Source organism: Stakelama marina, assembly GCF_018122655.1.
GTDB classification, from domain to species: Bacteria; Pseudomonadota; Alphaproteobacteria; order Sphingomonadales; family Sphingomonadaceae; genus Sphingomonas; species Sphingomonas marina.
The window spans coordinates 373326-395092 of the sequence record NZ_JAGRQC010000001.1 but is presented as its reverse complement, the minus strand read 5'-3'; the positions used below and the strand labels follow the sequence as shown (position 1 = coordinate 395092).

At 63.9% G+C, this 21767-nt stretch carries 17 protein-coding genes; 7 read left to right on the top strand and 10 right to left on the bottom strand.

Annotated elements, in window-relative coordinates; genetic code table 11:
* Positions 1-21 precede the first annotated feature (21 nt).
* Positions 22-1683, bottom strand: a complete 1662-nt coding sequence (locus tag J7S20_RS01845) for an electron transfer flavoprotein-ubiquinone oxidoreductase (RefSeq protein WP_284052529.1) — start codon at positions 1681-1683, stop codon at positions 22-24.
* Between the two features lie 113 nt (positions 1684-1796).
* Here J7S20_RS01845 and J7S20_RS01840 point away from each other — a divergent pair, with 113 nt between their 5' ends.
* Genes J7S20_RS01840 through moaB form a run of 3 tightly spaced genes read left to right on the top strand, consistent with a single transcriptional unit; the run spans position 1797 to position 4796 of the window.
* The gene (locus tag J7S20_RS01840; RefSeq protein ID WP_284052528.1) at positions 1797-2510 is read left to right on the top strand and encodes a uracil-DNA glycosylase; all 714 of its coding nucleotides are present in this window, start codon (positions 1797-1799) and stop codon (positions 2508-2510) included.
* Positions 2511-2551: 41 nt separating this feature from the next.
* The gene (locus J7S20_RS01835; RefSeq protein WP_284053372.1) at positions 2552-4279 is read left to right on the top strand and encodes a lytic transglycosylase domain-containing protein; all 1728 of its coding nucleotides are present in this window, start codon (positions 2552-2554) and stop codon (positions 4277-4279) included.
* On the top strand, positions 4269-4796 hold the full coding sequence (gene moaB, locus J7S20_RS01830; RefSeq protein WP_284052527.1) for a molybdenum cofactor biosynthesis protein B: 528 nt from the start codon (positions 4269-4271) through the stop codon (positions 4794-4796). Before J7S20_RS01835 ends, moaB begins: the two co-directional genes overlap by 11 nt.
* Positions 4797-4802: 6 nt before the next feature.
* Here the strand turns inward: moaB and J7S20_RS01825 are convergent, their stop codons facing one another.
* On the bottom strand, positions 4803-5156 hold the full coding sequence (locus J7S20_RS01825) for a VOC family protein (RefSeq protein WP_284052526.1): 354 nt from the start codon (positions 5154-5156) through the stop codon (positions 4803-4805).
* Positions 5157-5209: 53 nt separating this feature from the next.
* Here J7S20_RS01825 and J7S20_RS01820 point away from each other — a divergent pair, with 53 nt between their 5' ends.
* Both J7S20_RS01820 and J7S20_RS01815 read left to right on the top strand, forming a co-directional pair.
* The gene (locus tag J7S20_RS01820; RefSeq protein WP_284052525.1) at positions 5210-6283 is read left to right on the top strand and encodes a PA0069 family radical SAM protein; all 1074 of its coding nucleotides are present in this window, start codon (positions 5210-5212) and stop codon (positions 6281-6283) included.
* 63 nt (positions 6284-6346) lie between these two features.
* Entirely contained in the window at positions 6347-8965 is a 2619-nt protein-coding gene (locus tag J7S20_RS01815) for a M1 family metallopeptidase (protein WP_284052524.1), read from the top strand.
* Positions 8966-9028: 63 nt separating this feature from the next.
* On the opposite strand, the gene J7S20_RS01810 is transcribed toward J7S20_RS01815, so the two are convergent.
* Positions 9029-10642: a long-chain fatty acid--CoA ligase gene (locus J7S20_RS01810; RefSeq protein WP_284052523.1), complete on the bottom strand. Its 1614-nt coding sequence runs from the start codon at positions 10640-10642 to the stop codon at positions 9029-9031.
* 19 nt (positions 10643-10661) lie between these two features.
* Positions 10662-14201, bottom strand: a complete 3540-nt coding sequence (gene dnaE / locus J7S20_RS01805) for a DNA polymerase III subunit alpha (protein WP_284052522.1) — start codon at positions 14199-14201, stop codon at positions 10662-10664.
* Between the two features lie 115 nt (positions 14202-14316).
* On the opposite strand from dnaE, the gene J7S20_RS01800 reads away from it, so the two are divergent.
* Entirely contained in the window at positions 14317-14886 is a 570-nt protein-coding gene (locus tag J7S20_RS01800) for an HdeD family acid-resistance protein (protein ID WP_284052521.1), read from the top strand.
* 3 nt (positions 14887-14889) lie between these two features.
* On the opposite strand, the gene J7S20_RS01795 is transcribed toward J7S20_RS01800, so the two are convergent.
* The 5 genes from J7S20_RS01795 to J7S20_RS01775 form a co-directional block, all read right to left on the bottom strand.
* Positions 14890-15369 (bottom strand): glutathione peroxidase, encoded by a 480-nt coding sequence (locus J7S20_RS01795; protein WP_284052520.1) that lies wholly within the window; start codon positions 15367-15369, stop codon positions 14890-14892.
* Positions 15332-15847 carry a hypothetical protein gene (locus tag J7S20_RS01790; RefSeq protein ID WP_284052519.1) on the bottom strand — a complete coding sequence of 172 codons (516 nt, stop codon included), beginning with the start codon at positions 15845-15847 and terminating at the stop codon, positions 15332-15334. Before J7S20_RS01790 ends, J7S20_RS01795 begins: the two co-directional genes overlap by 38 nt.
* A gap of 256 nt (positions 15848-16103) precedes the next feature.
* Complete coding sequence (locus J7S20_RS01785; protein WP_284052518.1) at positions 16104-17045, bottom strand: hypothetical protein; 942 nt, start codon at positions 17043-17045, stop codon at positions 16104-16106.
* Positions 17045-17719, bottom strand: a complete 675-nt coding sequence (locus J7S20_RS01780) for an ABC transporter ATP-binding protein (protein WP_284052517.1) — start codon at positions 17717-17719, stop codon at positions 17045-17047. The genes J7S20_RS01785 and J7S20_RS01780 overlap by 1 nt, the downstream gene beginning before the upstream one ends.
* Positions 17712-18962: a lipoprotein-releasing ABC transporter permease subunit gene (locus tag J7S20_RS01775; RefSeq protein ID WP_284052516.1), complete on the bottom strand. Its 1251-nt coding sequence runs from the start codon at positions 18960-18962 to the stop codon at positions 17712-17714. The genes J7S20_RS01780 and J7S20_RS01775 overlap by 8 nt, the downstream gene beginning before the upstream one ends.
* A gap of 549 nt (positions 18963-19511) precedes the next feature.
* Here J7S20_RS01775 and J7S20_RS01770 point away from each other — a divergent pair.
* Positions 19512-19988, top strand: coding sequence for an Hsp20 family protein (locus J7S20_RS01770; protein ID WP_284052515.1), 477 nt, complete (start codon positions 19512-19514; stop codon positions 19986-19988).
* A 95-nt stretch (positions 19989-20083) separates the two neighbouring features.
* Here the strand turns inward: J7S20_RS01770 and pyrG are convergent, their stop codons facing one another.
* Entirely contained in the window at positions 20084-21718 is a 1635-nt protein-coding gene (gene pyrG / locus J7S20_RS01765; RefSeq protein ID WP_284052514.1) for a CTP synthase, read from the bottom strand.
* Between the last annotated feature and the right edge of the window lie 49 nt (positions 21719-21767).

The window sequence follows — 21767 nt, the reverse complement described above, 5'->3', positions numbered from 1 at the left end:
ACCGCGCCGAGCAGGATACGCCTACATGTTCGGATAATTGGGGCCTCCACCGCCTTCGGGCACGACCCAGTTGATGTTCTGGGTCGGGTCCTTGATGTCGCATGTCTTGCAGTGGACGCAGTTCTGCGCGTTGATGACGAATTTGGGCTCGCCCTCATCCTCGCCCACGACCTCGTAAACGCCCGCCGGGCAATAACGCTGCGCCGGTTCGTCGTACATCGGCAGATTATAGTCGATGGGAACGTTCGGGTCCTTTAGCGTCAAGTGGCAGGGCTGATCCTCTTCATGGTTGGTGTTCGAGAGGAACACCGAGGACAGCCGGTCGAAGGTCAGCTCGCCATCGGGCTTGGGATAGTCGATGGGCGTCGCCTGATCCTTGCGCCACAGGCTTTCATGATCGGGCTTGTGCCCCATCGTATAGGGCATGCGAATGCCCCAATGCTCCAGCCACATATTGACGCCGGCAAGCCCGGTGCCGACCGTGTCGCCATATTTCTTGACGAGCGGCACGACGTTGCGAACCTTGCGCAGCTCCTCATACACCCAGCTATTCTCATAGGCGGTGGTATAGGCGGTCAGCTCGTCGGCCGACCGCTCGGCCTGGATCGCCTCGAACGCGGCCTCGGCGGCCATCATCCCGCTCTTCATCGCGGTGTGCGTACCCTTGATCCGCGGTACGTTCAGGAAGCCCGCCGAACAGCCGATCAGCGCGCCGCCGGGGAAGGTCAGCTTCGGCACCGACTGCCAGCCGCCATCGTTGATCGCACGCGCGCCGTAAGACACGCGCTTGCCGCCCTTCAGGATATCGGCGATCGCCGGATGCGTCTTCCAGCGCTGCATTTCCTGAAATGGCGACAGATACGGATTCGAATAGTTGAGCCAGGTGACGAAGCCGAGCGCGACCTGCCCGTCCTTCTGATGATACAGGAACCCGCCGCCATTCGATCCGCGCGTCTCGCTCAGCGGCCAGCCCTGGGTGTGGATCACGCGCCCCGGCACATGCTTGGCCGGATCGATGTCCCACAATTCCTTGATACCCAGTCCGAAAACCTGCGGTTCGCAATCTGCGCGCAGATCGAAGATGCGCATCAGTTCCTTCGACAGGCCACCGCGCACGCCCTCGGCGAAAAAGGTGTATTTCGCGTGGAGTTCGAGGCCGGGCTGATAATCGGGCTTGTGGCTGCCGTCCTTCGCGACGCCCATGTCGCCCGTCGCGACGCCCTTTACCGATCCGTCGTCGTTGAACAGCACTTCGGCCGCGGCGAAACCCGGGAAGATTTCGACGCCCAGCCCCTCGGCCTGTTCGGCGAGCCAGCGGCACATATTGCCAAGGCTGCCGGTGTAGGTGCCACGATTGTGCATGAAGGGGGGGAGCATGAAGTGCGGCATTTCGGACTTGCCGGTCTTGGTCAGCGTCCAGTGATGGTTCTCGGTCACCGGCGTCGCCGCCATCGGGCAGCCCTGCTCGCGCCAGTCGGGCAGCAGTTCGTCGAGCGCACGCGGATCGATGACCGCGCCCGACAGGATATGCGCGCCGACTTCGGACCCTTTTTCCAGGATGCAGACCGAAAGATCGCCACCCTTTTCGTTCGCCATCTGCTTGAGGCGGATCGCCGCCGACAGCCCGGCAGGCCCAGCGCCGACGATCACGACGTCATAGGGCATGGACTCGCGTTCACTCATCTCCGTCTCCTCCGTGCCTTCGCGCGCGCTTTCCGCCGCGCATCCGCAACCTTTTGTCCGAATGTCGATGCAAGTAGATTGACTGCCGCGTCAACCCGGGATTGAGTGGGGATATGGGGGCAGACCAACACACCGACTGGCAGGCCGAAGCCGCAAGCGCGCTCGAATGGTGGCGCGATGCTGGCGTCGACGTACTTGTCGAGGATGAACCGCGCGACTGGCTCGCACGGCGCCCGACCCCCGATGCCGTAGCGGCAACGCCGGTCGCCGAACCCGCGGCGCTACCCGATACGCTCGACGCATTCGTCGCCTGGCGCACCGGCGAGGACGCCCCCGAAGCGGCATGGAACGCTTCGATCCTGTCGCCGCAGGGAAATCCGCAGGCCGATCTGATGGTGATCGTCGACATGCCCGAAACGGGCGATGCCGATGCCGGCACGCTCGTCAGCGGACCTGCGGGGCGGTTGCTCGACCGGATGCTCGCGGCGATCGGCCTCGACCGCGACCATATCTACCTTTCTTCGCTCGCGCTCGCCCGCCCGCTGACGGGAACGCTGCCCCCCGGCGCGGAGGACCCGCTGGCAGAATTAACGCGCCATCACATCGGCTTGGCGGCGCCGAAACGGGTGCTTTTGCTCGGCCAAACGGTGAACCGTGCCGTTCTCGGGCCGGACGGCGCTCGCCAGCGCGGGCGTTTACATGCGATTAACCACTTGGGGAGAGAATTCCCCACCGTCGCCAGCCTCCACCCGCGTTTCCTGCTGGAACGCCCGGCCGCCAAGGCGGAGAGCTGGAAGGACCTGCAACTGCTGACCGGGGGACGATAACAGTGCGTATCCATCTTCTCCTCGCCGCCGCGATAATCGCGATGCCGGCGGTCGCGCGCGCCGCTGACGAGAAGACGCCGCTTACATCGCAATCGCTTGCCGACGACGGCATTCCGCGCCAGCTCGACGATGCGCAGCGCGCCGGATATCGCGCGGTGTTCGATGCGATCCACCAGCAGCGCTGGGCCGATGCGCAATTGCAGCTGAATGCGATGAAGCCAGGCCCGCTACACGCGATCGCGCTGGCCGAGCTCTATACGGCGGCCAATTCGCCCAAGGTCCCGCTCCAGCCGCTGCTCGCGCTGCTGAACGAAGCGCCCGAACTGCCCGAGGCCGATCAGATCGGACGCCTCGCCCAGCTCCGCGGTGCCGAGAGCCTTCCCGACATCCCCGCCGAACAGCGCCTCGTCTGGCACAATGGCGCGCCGAACCGCGTCCGCCTGCGCATGAGCAAGAGCGACGCGACCGCCGCCGACCTCGCCGACAAGATCAAGCCCTTCATCCAGAATGACGACGGCGCGGGTGCCGAAGCACTGGTGCAGGGCGCGGTCGACAACCTCGACGATGAAGCACGCACCGAATGGTGGCAGCGTGTTTCGTGGATCTATTATCTTTCCGGTGACGACAGCGACGCACGCCGCGTCGCACGGCTCGCGCAGCAGGGCAGCGGCGACTGGGCCGCGCATGCCGACTGGGTCCAGGGTCTCGCGTCCTGGCGGCAGAATGACTGCCGCAGCGCCGAGGCGGCGTTCCAGTCGGTCGCGCAGCGCGCCACCAACACCGACCTTCGCGCTGCCGGTCTCTATTGGGCTTCGCGCGCCGACATGGCGTGCGGTCGTCCCGAACTGATTCAGGCGCGGCTCGAAAGCGCGTCGCAATATGGCGAAACCTTCTACGGCATGCTCGCGCGGCAAGCGCTGGGCATCGTGGACCAGCCGGCGCGCGACGGCGAACGCTTCGTCACACAGGACTGGAACGTCCTCAAGCGGCGCCCGAACGTCCGCGTCGCCGCCGCGCTCCACGAGATCGGCGAGGATGCGCTCGCCGACGAGGTGATCCGCCATCAGGCGAAGATCGGCGATGCCAACGAATATGCCGCGCTGACGCGACTGGCCGGACGGCTCGACCTGCCCGCGACCGAGCTCTGGCTCTCGCATTACAGCCCGGCCGGCGCGCGCCCGATCGAAACCGCGCGCTACCCGCTGCCCAACTGGACGCCCGATGGCGGCTGGCGCGTCGACAAGGCGCTTGTCTATGCCCATACGCTACAGGAATCGCGCTTCGACACCGATATCGTCAGCCCGGCCGGCGCCTATGGCCTTATGCAGATCATGCCGGCCGCGGCCAGCGATATCGGTCGCCAGCGCGGGCAGACGATCGACCGCGCCGCGCTCACCAAGCCCTCGGTCAATATCGAAGTGGGCCAGACTTATCTCGAACGTCTGCGCGACCTGCCGCAGACCGGCGGTTTGCTGCCCAAGGTAATCGCCGCCTACAATGCCGGTCCGTCGCCGGTCCAGGCATGGAACCTGTCCACGCGCGACAATGGCGATCCGCTGCTCTACATCGAGAGCATCCCATATTGGGAAACGCGCGGCTATGTGATGACGGTGCTGCGCAATTACTGGATGTACGAGAAAAAGGAGGGCAAGCCCTCCCCCAGCCGCGCCGCGCTTTCTCAAGGACTCTGGCCCAAATTTCCGGGCATGCCGGGCGCTGCCGGCGTTCGCATGACATCGCGGGGGGTTCGCACCGCCAGTGCCGATTGACGAATCGATCGCGTTTCGCCCGGTGCGGATCGCGCTACTTACCGTTTCCGACACGCGCACGCTGGAAGACGACCGGTCGGGCGACACGCTCGTCGAACGGATCGAAGGCGCGGGCCATGTCATTGCCGACCGCCGCATCGTGCGCGACGATGTCGATGCGATTGTCGGGGACCTGCATGTCTGGATCGACGATCCCGAGGTCGATTGTATCATCACCACCGGCGGAACGGGCGTCACCGGCCGCGATGTCACGCCAGAAGCCGTTGCGCGCGTACAAGACAAGGCAATCGAGGGGTTCGGCGAGCTGTTCCGCTGGCTCAGCTATGCCAAGATCGGCACCTCGACGATCCAATCGCGCGCCTGCGCCTGCGTTGCGCGCGGCACCTATATCTTCGCGCTGCCCGGATCGACCGGCGCGGTGAAAGACGGCTGGGATGGCATTCTGAGGGATCAGCTCGATATCCGCCACAAGCCCTGCAACTTCGTCGAGCTGATGCCGCGCCTCAGCGAACGCTGACCGCCCTCACCCGGCGCCGTCCCCGCCCGACCGTATCCAGACGCCGAGTTCGTGCCCGTGCGGGTCGCGAAAGTGGAATCGCCGTCCGCCGGGGAAGGAAAAGATCGGCAGGGTGATCGTGCCCCCGGCGCGGGTAACCTGTTCCAGCGCAGCCTCGATATCATCGACCTCTATCACCGGCAGCAGCTGCGCGGTCCATTGACCGGTATCTCCGTTGAGACCGAGATCGACATCGTCGGTCACCGTCGCAGCATAATCGGGGCCGAATTCGGCAAGGCTCCACCCGAAGGCGGTCTCGTAAAATTGCTTCAGCCCCGGCACATCGCGCACAGGCAGTTCGACATAGTTCAAACGCGCCATTTCCGCCTCCTCATGTTCTTGATCTGTTCTACACCGTCGCCTATAATCGCGCAATGGCGAAATCACTTCCCGGACGCGGCGCGACACAGAACAGGGAGAGCATGCGCTTTTCTTCGGTGGAGCGAGAGGTCGATGGCGACTGGCTCGACGCGCGCGATGAAATCGACGGCGCGCCGCCGAAGCTGAGGACCAGCGTCGCGGTCGAGCAGCCCAGGACGATCATCACCCGCAACCGGTCGCCGGACATCGGGTTCGACCGATCGATCAATCCGTATCGCGGCTGCGAACATGGCTGCATCTATTGCTTCGCGCGTCCGACCCATGCCTATCACGACCTGTCGCCCGGACTCGACTTCGAAACCAAGTTGTTCGCCAAGCCCGATGCCGCCGCGCTCTTGCGCAAGGAACTCGCGAAACCGGGCTATCAGGTGCGGCCGATCGCCTTTGGCACGAACACCGACCCCTATCAGCCGATCGAGCGCGAATGGCGCGTCACGCGCAGCTGTATCGAGGTGCTTGCGGAAACGAAGCATCCGCTGACCATCACGACCAAGTCCGACCGCGTGCTGCGCGACCTCGACATCATCGCGCCGATGGCGGCAGAGCGGCTCGCCGCGGTGATGGTCTCGGTCACCTCGCTCGACCCCGGGATCGCGCATACGATAGAGCCGCGCGCGCCGCATCCCGAACGCCGGTTGCTGGCGGTGCGCAAGCTTGCCGAAGCCGGCGTCCCGACCTTCGTTTCGGTATCGCCGATCATCCCCTGGGTGACCGATCACGAACTCGAACATATTCTGGAGCGCGCGAGCGAAGCCGGCGCGCGGGCGGCATTCTTCATTCCCGTTCGCCTGCCGCACGAGGTCGCTCCCCTGTTCCGCGACTGGCTCGACACGCATTTTCCCGACCGGGCCGCGAAGGTCATGACAACGATCCGGTCGCTGCGCGGCGACCGCGACAACGATCCCGATTACTTCAGCAGGATGCGCGGGCAAGGGCCATGGGCAGACCTGCTCCGCACGCGCTTTGCCAGGGCCTGTCGCAAATATGGCCTGAACGGCGACCGGGCCGAGCTGCGCCGTGATCTCTTTCGCCCACCGGCCGGTGCTCAGGGCGAGCTCTTCGCCTGAACCATTTGCCTTGTAACAAAATAACCGACTAGGAAGGCGCATCCCTTCCAAGGAGAGACCGACTTGCGCGCCTATCTGATCGCCCTTTGCGCCTTCCTGCTGCCGGTGGCGGCACATGCCGAGGACACCGTCCCCACCGGCAAGCTGCCCGACACCGCCGCGCCGACCGCCTATCGGCTCGACCTGACGGTGCTGCCGTCGCACGACCGGTTCAGCGGCCACGCGGAAATCGACGTGACGATCAAGAAGGCGACGCCGATGCTCTATATGCGCGGCCGCAGCCTGAACGTGACCAAAGCGACCGCCACGATTGCGGGAAAGACCTTTCCGGTCACGCTCAAGCAGATCACCCCGCTCGGCCTCGACCGGCTCGATTTCGGCCGCACGGTCAAACCCGGCAAGGTGACGCTCAAGTTCGATTATGACGCCGATTTCGCTACCGGCACGGCGGGGCTCTATCACCTGAAGGTCGGCGACCAATGGTATAGCTGGACGCAGTTCGAATCGATCGACGCGCGCGCCGCCTTTCCCTCGTTCGACGAACCCGGCTTCAAGACACCCTTTACCGTCAGCCTGACGACGAAGCCCGGCTTCACCGCGATCAGCAACGCACCGCAGACGGGCACGACCAAGGTCGGCGACCTCGTCCGCCACAAATTCGCGGCGACCAAGCCGCTGCCGACCTATCTGGTCGCCTTTGTCGTCGGGCCGTTCCTGACCGCCGACACCTCGGCCGCGCCCACGCAATATCGATCGGACGCGCTGCCGATCCGCATCGTCGCGACGCAGGCGAATAAGGGCAAGCTGGGGTTCGCCAAGCAAAATACGGGGCCGATCGTCGATCTGCTCGAGAAATATTTCGGCGAACGCTTCCCCTTTCCCAAGCTCGATCAGATCGGTTCGCCGATCATGCCGGGCGCGATGGAAAATGCCGGCGCGGATATTTACGGCGACGGCATTCTGCTCCTCGACAAGGATCCGACCACCAGCGCGAAGCAGGAATTCGGCATGGTCGTCGCGCATGAACTGTCGCACCAATGGTTCGGCGACCTCGTCACGCCCGCATGGTGGGACGATATCTGGCTCAATGAAAGCTTTGCCAACTGGATGGGCTACCGCATCGGCAACGAATGGCGGCCCGACCTCAACATCGGCACCAATGCGATCGAGGAAGCCTTCCGGGCAATGGACCTCGACGCGCTGAAGGCCGGCCGCCCGATCCACCAGAAGATCACGCGCGACGCGGACATCAACAGCGCGTTCGACGCCATCACCTATGGCAAGGGCGGGCAGGTCGTGAAGATGATCGCCGCCTATATGGGCGATGCCGAGTTCCAGAAGGGCGTGCGGCTGCACCTGAAACGCCATGCCTATGGCAATGCGACGACCGATCAGTTCTTCCAGTCGCTCGCCGATGCCGCGGGCGATCCGCGCGTGCTGGCCGCGATGCGCAGCTTCGTCGATCAGCAGGGCGTGCCGGTGGTGACGCTGCACCATGACGACGGCAAGCTGGTCGCGACGCAATCGCGCTATTCCTATCTCGGCACCGATCTGGCGCCCGAACAGTGGACCATTCCGCTGTGCATCCGCCGTGCCGATACGAAGAAATGCTCGCTGCTCGAAGGCAAGCCGATGGACATTGCCTTGCCGGGCACCGGCGCAATCATGCCCAATGCGGGTGGCAATGGATATTATCGCTTCCAGCTCGACCCCGCCGACTGGGACGCGCTCATCAAGGCGTCGCCCAGTCTCGTCCCCGGTGAGGGTCTCGCGCTCGACGACAGCCTCTGGGCATCGTTCATGGCAGGCAAGGCCGGGCCTGCTCGGCTGATCGCACTGACCCGCGCGGCGGCGCAGAACCCCGATTCGAACGTGGCGGTCGATAACGGCCATCGCTTCCGGTATCTCGCCAGCCACGGCATCATCCCCGACAATGCCATGCCCGCCTATCGCAAGCTGATCGGCGACACCTATCGCCCGCTGCTCGACCGGCTGGGATTCGATCCCGCGACCAATGGTCAAGCCGGCGACACGCCCGACGAACAGAAACTGCGCCGCGAGGTCGTTGGGCTGCTCGCGGGAGCCGCGCAAGACGATGCGGTCCGCACGACGATCAAGACCGCCACGAAGGCATATCTGGGCGGCGACGAAAAGGCGTTGGCACCGACCTATCTCGGCACCGGCCTTTCGCTGCTGGTTGCCGACAATGACCTCGCCTATGCCAAGTCGCTCGCCGACAAGGCGCTCGACAGCGAGGACGGACAGTTCCGCTCGGCCGCACTTGGCGCGGTCGCCGGATCGGGCAAGTCCGACATCGCCAAATGGCTGCTCGCCAGCCTCGACGATGCCCGCATCCGCCGCACCGAACGGCTGGCGCTGGTCGGCGATATCGCCGGCAATGCCGATACGCGGCAGCTCGCGCTCGATTACATGATCGGCAATTTCGACAAGATCGCCAAGGATGCGGGCATCTTCGCGGCGCTGCGCATTCCCGGCATGTTCAGCGGCAGTTGTTCGATCGAGCAGGCGAATGCGCTGGATACGGCGCTGCGGCCGCGGATCAAGGAAGCCGGCGTCGGCGAACTCGGCTTCAACCGGACGCTCGAGCGCATCCGCGCCTGCGCGCGAATCAAGTCGGCACGTTCGGACGAGGTCGGACAGGCGCTGCTATCCGCCGAATGAGTAAAGGCCCCGGCGGACGCGATGTCCGCCGGGGCCTCCTCCCCCTAACCAGATTTGTGCGCGTCAGGCGGCGCTGAGCTTGAAATCCTTATACTGCTGGCGAATCGCGGTCTTCAGCAGCTTGCCCGTCGCGGTGTGCGGCAGCGAATCGACGAAATGAATCTCGTCGGGCAGCCACCATTTGGCGACATGCTGCGCGAGATATTCCTGAATTTCATCCGCCGAAACATCGCTGCCGCCCTTGCGCACGACTAGCAATATCGGCCGTTCCTCCCATTTCGGGTGATAGACGCCGACCGCCGCGGCCTCCGCCACGCCCGGACAGCCGACCGCGCAATTTTCGAGTTCGACCGAACTGATCCATTCGCCGCCCGACTTGATCACATCCTTCGCGCGGTCGGTGATCTGCATCGTGCCGTCCGGATGGATCACCGATACGTCGCCGGTGTCGAACCAGCCATCGTCGGTCAGCGCGTCGCCGCTCTCGTCCTTGAAATAGCGTTTGATGATCCACGGCCCGCGAACCTGCAACCGCCCGGAACTCTCTCCGTCGCGCGGCAGGACATTGCCATCGTCATCGACGATCCGCATCTCGACGCCGAAGGGAACACGCCCCTGCTTGCAGACCTCGTCGACCTGCTCGTCAAAGCTCATATCGTCCCAGTCGGGCGACCGCGCGCCGATCGTACCAATGGGCGACGTTTCGGTCATGCCCCAGGCATGGTTGACTCGGATGCCCATCTTCATCAGCCGCTCGATCATCGACCGCGGCGCGGCCGATCCACCGATCGTCACGACCTGCAGATGCTGCGGCTCCTCGCCGGTTTCGTCCATGTGCTGGAACATCGCGAACCAAACCGTCGGCACGCCCGCGCTGTGCGTGACCTTCTCGCTGTTCATCAGGTCGCACAGGACCTTCGCCTCGTTGACGGCGGAAAATACGAACTTCATGCCAACGGCCGGACCGGCAAAGGGCAAGCCCCAGCCCACCGCATGGAACATCGGCACCACCGGCAGCGCAACCGAGCGCGCGGAAAGGTCGAACACCGACGGCTGCATTTCGGCGAGTGCATGGATCAGCGACGAACGGTGCGTATAGAGTACGCCCTTTGGGTTACCCGTGGTGCCGCTGGTGTAACAGAGCATGCACGGGTCGCGCTCGTCACCCTCTACCCACGCATAGTCGCCGCTCTCGCGCGCGATCACGCTTTCGAAACTGGCGTCACCGCCTGCCCCGGTCTCCGAACCGGGGTCATAGACGATGTAATGTTCGATGGTTGTCCAGCGCGATTTCAGCTTGTCGACGATCGGCTGAAACATCTTGTCGTAGATCAGCACCTTGTCTTCGGCATGGTTGCCGATGAATTCGAGCTGATCCTCGAACAGGCGCGGATTGATCGTGTGAAGGATGCCGCCCATCCCGATCGCACCGTACCAGGTGACGAGGTGGCGCGCATGGTTCATCGCCAGCGTCGCGACCCGGTCGCCGGGCTTCACGCCCATCCGTTCGAGCGCCTGCGCCAGCTTGCGCGCATCGCGCGCGACCCCGGCCCAATCGGTGCGCGTGCGCGTGCCGTCGGCCCAGTGCGTCACGATCTCGCGATTGCCGTGCTCGCGCTCGGCATGTTCGATCAGTCGCGGTACCCTGAGTTCAAAATCCTGCATCCCTCCCAGCATCGCGCTCTCCTAAGGCGTTCTATCCCGCGGCTCTCAGCCGTCTTATTTCGGCGGTCTTCAATACCGCCCATTCGACACCTTGAAGATTCTCGATCCGCTCGGCAAGCTCTCCGTCGATGCGAAAATCGCAACCGAGCACTATCTCGGTTTCGCCGCGGTCGATCTTGGTGTGCAGCCGGACCTGCCCCTGACCGCCGCGCTGATCCGCGAGCAGCGATGCGAGCGTCGGCAGAACGGCGGGATCGGTAATCGCCAGGTCGAGCACCAGCTTGGCGCTGCTCGCCAGCTGATCGAAGGGCTGGATCGCCTTGATGGTCACGCGCGGCGTATCCTCACCGGGCCGCTTGTCGAGTTCGACGGTCAGCAGACCGCAGCCTCCCTCGCGCGCGGTATCTTCCAGCCGCTTGGCGATTTCGTCGTCGAAACAGGTCGCGACGCACTGGCCGCTGGCGTCCGAAATTCCCGCCATCATATATTTGCGTCCGCGCGCCGATGTGCGCCAGCGCGCATCCTCGATCAGCGCCGCCAGCGTCGCCGTCGTCCGACCGCCTTCGGGCACCTCCGCCTCGGGCAGTGCGGCGATCGGGCGAGCGTGATGGACATTGGCGAGATGCGCGTACCGGTCGAGCGGGTGCGCCGAAAAGTAGAAGCCGAAAGCATCCTTCTCCGCCCCGATCCGCTGCGACAGCGACCAGTGTGCGTCGCCCGGCGGGCGGATCGCCGGTTCGGCACCGCCACCTTCGCCGAACAGTCCGCCCTGCCCGCTGGTGCGCTGTTCATGCGTCCGCGCGGCCACGGCGAGCAGCGTCTCGGCGCAGGCATGGACGCCCGCACGGTTCGGATCGACCGCATCGAAGGCGCCCGCCGCAGCCAAGGTTTCGAGCTGACGCTTGTTGAGCAGACGCGGATCGACGCGCCGCGCGAAATCGTCGAGCGACTGATAGCGCCCCTTGCCCTCACGCTCCTCGACGAGCAATTCCATCGCGCGTTCGCCGACGCCCTTCAGCGCCGCAAGCGCGTAACGCACCGCGAGCCCGTCTTCGCTTTCCTCGACCGAAAACTCCGCCTCGCTGGCATTGATGTCCGGCCCCTCGCACGTGATGTCGAGCCGCTTCATGTCATCGACGAAAATCGCAAGCTTGTCCGTCTGATGCATGTCGTAGCTCATCGACGCTGCGAAGAATTCGTGCGGATGGTGCGCCTTCAGCCACGCGGTCTGATAGGCGAGCAGCGCATAGGCGGCGGCGTGGCTCTTGTTGAAGCCATAGCCCGCGAACTTGTCGATCAAGTCGAACAGTTCGTTCGCCTTCGCCTCGGGGATCTGGTTGTGCTCGGCGCAGCCCGCGACGAAAATCGCGCGCTGCTTGTCCATCTCCTCCTGCTTCTTCTTGCCCATCGCGCGGCGCAGAAGATCCGCGCCGCCGAGCGAATATCCGGCGAGGATCTGCGCCGCCTGCATCACCTGTTCCTGATAGACGAAGATCCCGTAGGTCTCCTTCAGGATCGGCTCGAGCAGCGGATGCGGATATTCGATCCGTTCGCGCCCGTTCTTGCGCGCACCGAATAGCGGGATGTTGTCCATCGGGCCGGGTCGATAGAGCGAGACGAGCGCGATGATGTCGCCGAAATTGGTCGGCCGCACCGCCGACAGCGTGCGCCGCATCCCCTCCGATTCGAGCTGGAACACGCCGACCGTGTCGCCGCGCTGGAGAAGCTCGTACACCCCGGCATCGTCCCAGGTCAGCGCCTCCAGATCGACCTCGATCCCGCGCTTGGCGAGCAGGCGCACCGCCATGTTCAGAACCGAAAGCGTCTTCAGGCCGAGAAAGTCGAACTTCACCAACCCCGCGCCCTCGACATATTTCATGTCGAATTGCGTGACGGGCATGTCCGAGCGCGGATCGCGGTAGAGCGGCACGAGTTCGGCAAGCGGCCGATCGCCGATCACCACGCCCGCCGCGTGCGTCGAACTGTGCCGCGGCAGCCCCTCGAGCTTCATCGCGAGGTCGAGCAGATAGCGAACGTCGCTATCGTTCTTGTATTCCGAATGGAGTTCGCTGACTCCGTTGAGCGCGCGGTCGAGCGTCCACGGGTCGGCCGGCAGGTTCGGCACCAGCTTCGCAAGCCGGTCGACCTGGCCATAGCTCATCTGCAGCACGCGGCCGGTATCCTTCAGCACCGCGCGCGCCTTCAGCTTACCGAAGGTGATGATCTGCGCGACATGATCGCGGCCATACTTTTCCTGCACGTAGCGGATCACTTCGCCGCGACGCGTTTCGCAGAAGTCGATGTCGAAGTCGGGCATCGAAACGCGTTCCGGGTTCAGGAAGCGTTCGAACAGCAGGCCAAGCTTGATCGGGTCGAGATCGGTGATCGTCAATGCCCATGCCACCGCGGAACCCGCGCCCGAACCACGCCCCGGCCCCACCGGAATGTCATGGTCCTTCGCCCATTTGATGAAGTCGGCCACGATCAGGAAATAGCCGGGGAAGCCCATCTGGTTGATGATCCCCAGCTCGTAATCGAGCCGTTTGAAATAGTCGGGAAAGCGCGCCTCTATCTCGGCGTCGGAAAGCGCGGCTTCCTCCACCACCGGCGCGGCATCGCCATCCTGATCGTCGATCGCGACCAGCTTGCGCAGCCGCTTCAGAAGGCCGGCATGCGCATCCTCGCGCAGCTTGCGTGCCTCGCCCTCGATATCGCCGGCAAGGCTCGGCAGGATCGGCTTGCGCTTCGGCGCCGCCACCGCGCAGCGCTGCGCCACGACGAGCGTGTTCGCCAGCGCTTCTGGCAGGTCGGCGAACAGCATCTTCATCTCGCTCGCCGGCTTCATCCAAGCATCGGGCGAGCTTTTCGGGCGGTCGTCGCTGGCAACGTAGCTCGAATTGGCGATGCACAGCATCGCGTCGTGCGCTTCGTGAAAATCCTTGTCCGAAAAACAGCACGGATTGGTGCCGACGATCGGCAGATCGCGGTCATAGGCGAGGTCGAGCAGGTGCGGTTCGGCCTTGCCCTCGGTCTCATCGAGCCGGCGGCAGATCTCGATATAGAGCCGGTCGGGGAACAGCGCCTGCAACCGGTCGGCATAGGCGAGCGCGGCGTCCTGCTGTTCCTCGGCGAACAGCTTGGCGAGCGCGCCCTCGCGTCCGGCGGTAAGCGCGATCAGGCCATCGGTGCGGCCTTCCAGCGCGTCCATCTCGACATGCGCGGGAAGCTCGATCGGTCGATCGAGATGCGCGCGGCTGACCAGCGCGCATAGATTGTCGTAGCCGGTTTCGTCCTGCGCCAGCAACAAAAGCCAGTCGAGCGGCGCTTCGACCTTGTCGGGCATGTCGGGCCGCGCAACCGACAGCATCGTGCCGATGATCGGCTGCACGCCCGCGTCGCGGCAGGCGTCGGAAAACGCCATCGCCGCATACAGCCCGTTACGATCGGTCAGCGCGGCCGCGGGAAAACCAAGCTCTCGAGCAAGCTTGGCGATCGCCTTCGGCTCGATGGCGCCGTCGAGCATCGTGTAGGACGAAAAGATGTGAAGGGGCACGAATCCGGAATGCGGCATCGCGCCACTATGCGCGCTCGCATTGATTCGCGAAACACCCGCATCGCATCGCGGGCCGAATGCGGGAACGGCTCGGCGGATTCATCCGTTTGGTCGGCGACTGGAGGCGCTGACCATGACCGACACACATTTTTCCGACGATCACTCCGATGGCGTGATTCCGCCCGTCCTCGACAATCGCGGATGGGGCTGGATGCTCGCGTTCGGGCTTTTGTCGATCATCATCGGGATCGTGTCGATCTTCTGGCCATTCCCGGCAAGCCTGGCGGCTGCGCTCGTCACCGGATCGCTGCTTTTCGTCGCAGGGGTCGGCGCGCTCGTTTCGGCCTTTTCGGGCCATAATCATGAAAGCCGGACATACACGATCCTGCTCGGCATATTGTCGGTCATCGTCGGTTTGCTGATCTGGTTCGCGCCCGTTGCCGGCGTCGTATCGCTGGCGGTACTGGTAATGGTGTGGCTCGCCTCGCGCGGCGTAATGGAGCTGTATCTGGGCTTTCGCTATCGCCGCAATCGCGGGCTGATGGTGACGCTTGGCATCATCAACCTCCTGCTCGTCGCCGCAATCGTGCTGACAGTCCCGCTGTCGGCGCTGGTTCTGCCCGGCTATATCCTCGGGCTCAGTTTCCTGTTCGGCGGTTTCACGCAGGTCGCACACGCGCTGTCGCACAAGCGCGCGGCCTGATCGTCACAGCAGCTTTTCGATGTCCGCCGCGATGTCTTCGGGCTTGGTCGTAGGCGCATAGCGATCGACCACCCGCCCCTCGCGGTCGACGAGGAACTTGGTGAAATTCCATTTGATCGACTGGCTGCCGAGTACGCCCTTGGCTTCACGTTTCAAACGCCGGAACAGCGGCGCGGCATCGTCGCCATTGACGTCGACCTTGGCGAAGACCGGAAAGGTCACATCATAGGTCGTCGAACAGAAATTGGCGATTTCCTCCGCATCGCCAGGTTCCTGTCCGCCGAACTGGTTGCAGGGGAAGGCGAGCACCGAAAAGCCGCGATCGGCATAGTCGCGGTGCAGTTTCTCCAGCCCGGCATATTGCGGCGTGAAACCGCACTGAGAAGCGGTGTTGACGATCAGCAGCACCTTGCCCGCATGTTCGGAAAGGTCGCGCTCTTCGCCATCAGCCGTCTGTATCCGTGTCGCCAGCAGTTCGGTCATCGGCATCCTCCCTGGCGCGACGATAGAGCAAGTCGAATGCCGGTTTCCAGTGTCCGCCGTCATCGAATGAAACCTCACCGCGCTGGCGAACGGCGCCGTTCGCTTCGATGGTGTAGGTCATGCGCACCAACCCGTCCCTGCCCGGTCCGCCGAAATCGAGCCACAGCCCGGTCAATACCATCTCGCCATGGTTCATGCCGCCGGAGAAGCGGACGATGGCCCCGCTCGAATCGACCCAATACTGGTGCCACTTCCCGTCGCGGCTGTCATAGCTGCTGAGACTACCGCCGCCATCGCCCTTCAGCGGCATCCAGTTTTCCCGGATCGCGCAACCTTCATATTTTCGTTCGATCAGCGAATGCGCAACGATATCGCCACCCTTGAACGGCCGTACATCCCAGCGCCCTACCCAGAAATCGAACGCCCGGTACTCCGCGCCAGCGCACGCCCCTTCGCCGCTTGTGATATCCTGGCCCATTGCCGGGGCTGACCCGAACATAGCCAGAAATGCCACGAGAATTCCGAACATAGCCTCCACCTCTCCCGAGCCGCACCGGGTCGACGGAAGCCAACCCAGGGGTGGGGAGCAAGTTCGAATCGCGTGGACTGCCCGTCCGGCGCTACAGACTGCACCTCATGCATTCCGGGCACATCCGCGCGCGCTCGATACTAACATATGCAAAGAAAATCGCAGCTGGATCGAACTATCGTACCAAGCAAGCCAGCGATGCAGTTTATCGACCGCCGAACCGCGATTCCGTCTCTGGCTCATCCGATATAGCCGCTGCCGGTGTCGACGCAGTTATCGCGCCAACGAAATATTGGCCGTCGAACGCTTCCGTCAGATCGAAACGCCCTTTGGGGAGGGCACCGAGCGAGATTCGCGGCACGCCTTCGGCATGCCAGTCCCCGCGGACGGGGTGAGGACCGCAATCGATATCGCTTTCGGCGATGGGCTCGCCGGCGCTATGCTGGCCGCTTACCTGACAATTCCATGCGTCGCCGCCCGAATAGGTCATACGCAGCGATACCGTATCGGACGGCAGATGCATCCGCATCGGCCGATAGCTTGTACCTGCCCAGCTGACGGGAATCCGTCTGGCGTGCATGCTGCCGACAAGAATCAGCACATGGTCATACGGTGCCGCCTGCGCAGCGTTCAGGATGTTCTCCGCCTGCGCCGCCTCATGCGGCCCGTGCACGGGAAGGTGGGCAAGACGACGGCGCTGGCGATCGTCATGCATCCCGTTGAAGGCAACCACGCGCAGCCGTGCGCCGGCACGATATCGATCGTGCAGCATCGATAGCATGCCGAGCAGCGCCTGACTGGCGACGCCGTCATCGCGCCCACGCCACCCCGGCATGTCGGAGATCAGCCTGTCCTGAAAATCTTGTCCGGCATCTTGCCAGACGCGTTGAAGCGCATCATTCGCACTCGCCTCCATTTCGACGGCGACGAGAACGCTTTCGCCTTTGCCGGCGAGCGCGCATGCAATATTTCCCACCATCGCCGGGGACTGGCTGGTGCCGTGCAGCTCGCCAAAGACGATATATTTCGCCTCCGTTTGAACGATGGTGCTCCACCCAGGCGGCACCTTACAGGAAGGTTCGGCGGAAGCTGGGGAGGCCGTTCCTGCGACCATCGCGGTGGCGATGAAGGCCGCCGCGCGCAGCACTATTCGAGCACGCCTTCATGCAGGCGGACAACGCGGTCCATCTTCTTCGCCAGCCGCTCGTTATGCGTGGCGATCAGCGCCGCCGACCCCTCATGCCGGACCAACCGGAGAAACTCGCCGAGCACGACGTCGGCCGTCGCCTCGTCGAGATTGCCGGTCGGCTCGTCGGCGAGCACGATCGCCGGCTGGTTCGCGAGAGCACGCGCCACCGCGACGCGTTGCTGCTCACCGCCGGAAAGCTGGCTTGGGCGGTGGGTCAATCGCTGGGCGAGGCCCAATGCCGTCAGCAGGCTCGTCGCGCGCTCCTCAGCAGCTTCACGCGTTGCGCCCTGGATCAGCTGCGGCAGCACGACATTCTCGATCGCGTTGAAATCGGGCAGCAGGTGGTGAAACTGATACACGAAGCCCAGCGCATCGCGGCGCAGCTCGGTCCGCCCGCCATTGTCGAGCTTCGCCGCCTCCCTGCCTTCGACCTGGATCGAACCCTCGAACCCGCCTTCGAGCAGCCCGACCGCCTGTAGCAGTGTCGATTTGCCCGAACCCGACGGCCCCAGCAGCCCGACGATCTCGCCCGGTGCGACGTGGAGATTTACGCCGCGCAGAACCTCGATCCGGACATTGCCCTGAACGAAGGTTCGCCGCAGGTCGGTCGTTTGCAGAACCGGCTCACTCATAACGCAGCACCTGCACGGGATCGGTACTCGCCGCCTTGTACGCCGGATAGAGCGTGGCAAGCACCGAGAAGATGAGCGCCATCACGACGATGCCCAGCACTTCGACCGGATCGGTCTTGGCCGGCAGTTCGGTCAGATAGCGCATCGACGGGTCCCAGATCTGTTGGCCGGTCACCAGCCCGATGAACGACACCACGCCCTCACGGAAATAGATGAAGATGAAGCCGAGGATCAGCCCCGCCCCGATGCCCAGCGCACCGATCGTCGTACCCACCGTCATGAAGATTTTCAGCAAGCTGCTTCGGGGGGCGCCCATGGTTCGCAGGATGGCGATGTCGCGCGTCTTCGCACGCACCAGCATGATGAGCGACGACAGGATGTTGAACACCGCGACCAGAATGATGATCGACAGCACGACGAAGGTCACCAGCCGATCGACCTTCAGCGCGTCGAACAGTTGCGCGTTCATCGATTTCCAGGTCGCGACCTGCGCGACATTGCCGACCTTGGCGGCAAGCGGCGCTATGATGCTGTCGACTTTGTCGGGATTGACGGTGTTGACCTCCACCATGCCGACCGAATCGCCCATCAGCAGCAGGTTCTGCGCGTCCTCCATCGGCATGATGACGAACGCCTTGTCATAGTCGTAGACGCCGACCTCGAATATCGCGGATACGCGGTAGGGTATGACTCGCGGCACGGTGCCGAACGGCGTCGCATGCCCCTGGATATTGAACAGCTGGATCTCGCTGCCGACGCTGGCGCCGAGCGCCTCGGCCAGCCGCGAACCGATCGCGACATTGTTGCTGCCCGGCGTCAGCGAGGACAGGTCGCCGACGACGACATTGTCCTTGATCGTCTCGTTGGTGCGGATGTCGGACACGCGCATGCCGCGCACCAGCACCGGCTCGGTACGGCCCTTGTAGGTCGAGATCAGCGGCTGTTCGATCAGCGGAATGGCGCTCGTGACGCCCTTGGTCGCCTTCGCCTCGGCAAGCACCTGCCGCCAGTCGCGCAGCTGACCGTCATAGCCCTGGACGACGGCGTGGCCGTTCAGCCCGACGATCTTGTCGAAAAGCTCCGCGCGAAAGCCGTTCATCACGCTCATCACCACGACGAGCGCGGCGACGCCGAGCATCACCGCGACGAGGCTGATCGAGGCGACGAGGAAGATAAACGCCTCTCCCCTGCCCGGCAGCAGATAGCGGCGGGCAATCATCCGCTCATAGCGCGAGAGAAGCATGCTTGTGGAAAGTCCCCGCCGGTGTTTGGTGGAGCCGCCGCTCTAGAGGGGAAGCAACGTCGTGACAATCCATGCTGTTGCCAAATGAACACAGGATGAAGCGATAATGTCGCCGGGACCGGGAATCCCCATGACAAGCCCCCTGCCCCTCCGTTATTAAAGTCCCACGAAACGCAGGCAAAAGGCCGTGGTTCGGGGAGGCTTTCAGCCCCGTTTGCTAACAGGCAAACGTGCGGGCGAAAGCTGAACAAAGGGGGCTGACGAGCAGTCGTCACGCAGGCGCCCGGGCTGGAAACAGCTCGGGCGTTTCGCATTCCTGCTATCGGCCCGGTCATCCCTTCGCAAGACTCCGCCTGGCGGCCCGGCGGGCGTGTCGAACCACCCGCCGCAAGGCCCGGCTTGCTGCGGCTTACAGCCATCTTGAAAAGCCCGGCGCGCGTACCGAAATATGGTTTGCGCGGCGCCGGTTCACGGGTCGCGCAGGATCCCGGCATCGCGCATCGGCGGGTGCCGGACCGACGTTCAACTTGCTCATTAGGAGATTTTGAAATGCGTCATATTGACCTGACCCCCTATCGCCGTTCGGCAATCGGTTTCGATCGGCTGTTCGACATGCTCGAATCGCGTGCTCGCGACGCGGCGACCGACAATTATCCGCCGTTCAACCTCGAACGGCTGGGCGACGATCATTACCGGATCACGCTCGCGGTCGCCGGCTTCAAGCCCGACGAAATCGACATCACGGCGCAGCAGAACATGCTTCTCGTCGCCGGCAAGAAAGACGATTCGAACGGCCAGCGCGACGGTGATTTCCTGCACCTCGGAATCGCCAATCGCAGCTTCGAGCGCCGCTTCGAACTCGCCGACTTCATCCGCGTCGACAACGCCAATCTCAGCGACGGCCTGCTGACCATCGACCTGGTCCGCGAGATTCCCGAAGCGATGAAGCCCAAGAAGATCGCCGTCGGCTCCGAAGCGCCCGAAGCGATCGAAAACAGCAAGCCCGAACCCGCCGAAGCGGCGTAACGGCCTGCACCGCAGCTAGCGGCGTCTTGCTCCCTTTGACGTCGCGAAGGGGCGCCCGGACAACAGTTCGGGCGCCTTTTTCTTTTAGCTTTCGGTCAGACCAACCGGCTCTGCTTGACCGCTGCGGCGATGAAGCTGGCGAACAGCGGGTGCGGATCGAACGGCTTCGACTTCAGCTCGGGGTGGAACTGGACGCCGACAAACCATGGATGGTCGGGCCGCTCGACGATCTCGGGCAGCATTCCGTCCGGCGACATGCCAGAAAAGACGAGCCCGCCTTCTTCGAGCGGCTCGCGATAGGCCGTGTTGACCTCGTAACGGTGGCGGTGGCGCTCCGAAATGTCGGTCTGGCCATAGATCGACGCGACGACGCTGTTGCCGTCGAGCCGCGCCGGATAGGCGCCGAGACGCATCGTACCGCCCAGATCGCCGCCTGCTTCTCGCACCTGGATACCGCCTTCGGACATCCATTCGGTAATCAGTCCCACCACCGGTTCGGCGGTCGGGCCGAATTCGGTCGATGACGCTTCAGACAGTCCGGCGAGATTGCGCGCACCTTCGATACACGCCATCTGCATGCCGAAGCAGATGCCGAAATACGGCACCTTGCGTTCGCGCGCGAAGCGGACGCTGGCAATCTTGCCCTCCGCCCCGCGTTCGCCGAACGCGCCGGGTACGAGGATCGCGTGGCACGGCTCCAGCGCGGCCGCGACCTCGCCCTCATCGCCTTCGAACAGTTCGGCGTCGATCCAGCGGATATTGACCTTCACCCGGTTGGCGATTCCGCCATGGACGAGCGCCTCGTTGAGCGACTTGTACGCGTCCTGAAGACCGACATATTTGCCGACCACGCCCACCGTAACCTCACCTTCGAGGTTGGTCAGCCGGTCCATGATCTCGGTCCAGCGCGAAAGCTCGGGCTTGCCGCCGGGTTCGATGCCAAAGGCGCGCAGCACCTCCTCGTCGAGGCCCTCGCCATGATATTGCAGCGGCACGGCATAGATGCTCGACGCGTCGAGCGCCGGCACGACCGCCGATTTGGGCACGTTGCAGAACAGCGCGATCTTGGCACGCTCGCTATCGGGCAAGGGCTGTTCGCAGCGGCACACCAGCACGTCGGGTGCAACGCCCAGTGCCGCCAGTTCGCGCACCGAATGCTGCGTCGGCTTGGTCTTCAACTCACCCGCGGCCGAAATATACGGCACCAGCGTCACATGCACGCTGATCGACTGGCCGCGCCCCAGTTCGTTGCGGAGCTGCCGGATCGCCTCGATAAAGGGCAGCGATTCGATATCGCCCACGGTGCCGCCGATCTCGCACAGCACGAAATCCAGGTCATCGGCATCGTCGAGCGCGAATGCCTTGATCGCGTCGGTTACGTGCGGGATTACCTGAACCGTCGCGCCCAGATAGTCGCCGCGCCGTTCGCGCTGGATGATCTGCTGATAGATGCGACCCGACGTGACATTGTCCGACTGGTGCGCCGCGACGCCCGTGAAGCGTTCATAGTGGCCGAGGTCGAGATCGGTCTCGGCCCCGTCGTCGGTCACATAGACCTCGCCATGCTGATAGGGCGACATGGTACCCGGATCGACGTTCAGATAGGGATCGAACTTGCGAATGCGCACACGATAGCCGCGCGCCTGCAGCAATGCCGCGAGGCTTGCCGCCATAAGACCCTTGCCGAGCGAGGAGACCACGCCGCCGGTGATGAAAATGTACCGCGCCATGGGAGGAAAGACCTAGCGAACAGAACTATGATTGGGCAAGCGGCCGAAT

What these genes read in the sequence shown, in the direction of transcription:
- dnaE (WP_284052522.1), bottom strand. Translation starts at nt 14,201, where the DNA reads ATGCCGCATTCCGGATTCGTGCCCCTTCACATCTTTTCGTCCTACACG.
- J7S20_RS01780 (WP_284052517.1), bottom strand. Translation starts at nt 17,719, where the DNA reads ATGAGTGAGCCGGTTCTGCAAACGACCGACCTGCGGCGAACCTTCGTT.
- pyrG (WP_284052514.1), bottom strand. Translation starts at nt 21,718, where the DNA reads ATGGCGCGGTACATTTTCATCACCGGCGGCGTGGTCTCCTCGCTCGGC.
- J7S20_RS01810 (WP_284052523.1), bottom strand. Translation starts at nt 10,642, where the DNA reads ATGCTGGGAGGGATGCAGGATTTTGAACTCAGGGTACCGCGACTGATC.
- J7S20_RS01840 (WP_284052528.1), top strand. Translation starts at nt 1,797, where the DNA reads ATGGGGGCAGACCAACACACCGACTGGCAGGCCGAAGCCGCAAGCGCG.
- J7S20_RS01825 (WP_284052526.1), bottom strand. Translation starts at nt 5,156, where the DNA reads ATGGCGCGTTTGAACTATGTCGAACTGCCTGTGCGCGATGTGCCGGGG.
- J7S20_RS01835 (WP_284053372.1), top strand. Translation starts at nt 2,552, where the DNA reads ATGCCGGCGGTCGCGCGCGCCGCTGACGAGAAGACGCCGCTTACATCG.
- J7S20_RS01845 (WP_284052529.1), bottom strand. Translation starts at nt 1,683, where the DNA reads ATGAGTGAACGCGAGTCCATGCCCTATGACGTCGTGATCGTCGGCGCT.
- J7S20_RS01800 (WP_284052521.1), top strand. Translation starts at nt 14,317, where the DNA reads ATGACCGACACACATTTTTCCGACGATCACTCCGATGGCGTGATTCCG.
- J7S20_RS01795 (WP_284052520.1), bottom strand. Translation starts at nt 15,369, where the DNA reads ATGACCGAACTGCTGGCGACACGGATACAGACGGCTGATGGCGAAGAG.
- J7S20_RS01790 (WP_284052519.1), bottom strand. Translation starts at nt 15,847, where the DNA reads ATGGGCCAGGATATCACAAGCGGCGAAGGGGCGTGCGCTGGCGCGGAG.
- J7S20_RS01775 (WP_284052516.1), bottom strand. Translation starts at nt 18,962, where the DNA reads ATGCTTCTCTCGCGCTATGAGCGGATGATTGCCCGCCGCTATCTGCTG.
- J7S20_RS01820 (WP_284052525.1), top strand. Translation starts at nt 5,210, where the DNA reads ATGGCGAAATCACTTCCCGGACGCGGCGCGACACAGAACAGGGAGAGC.
- J7S20_RS01770 (WP_284052515.1), top strand. Translation starts at nt 19,512, where the DNA reads ATGCGTCATATTGACCTGACCCCCTATCGCCGTTCGGCAATCGGTTTC.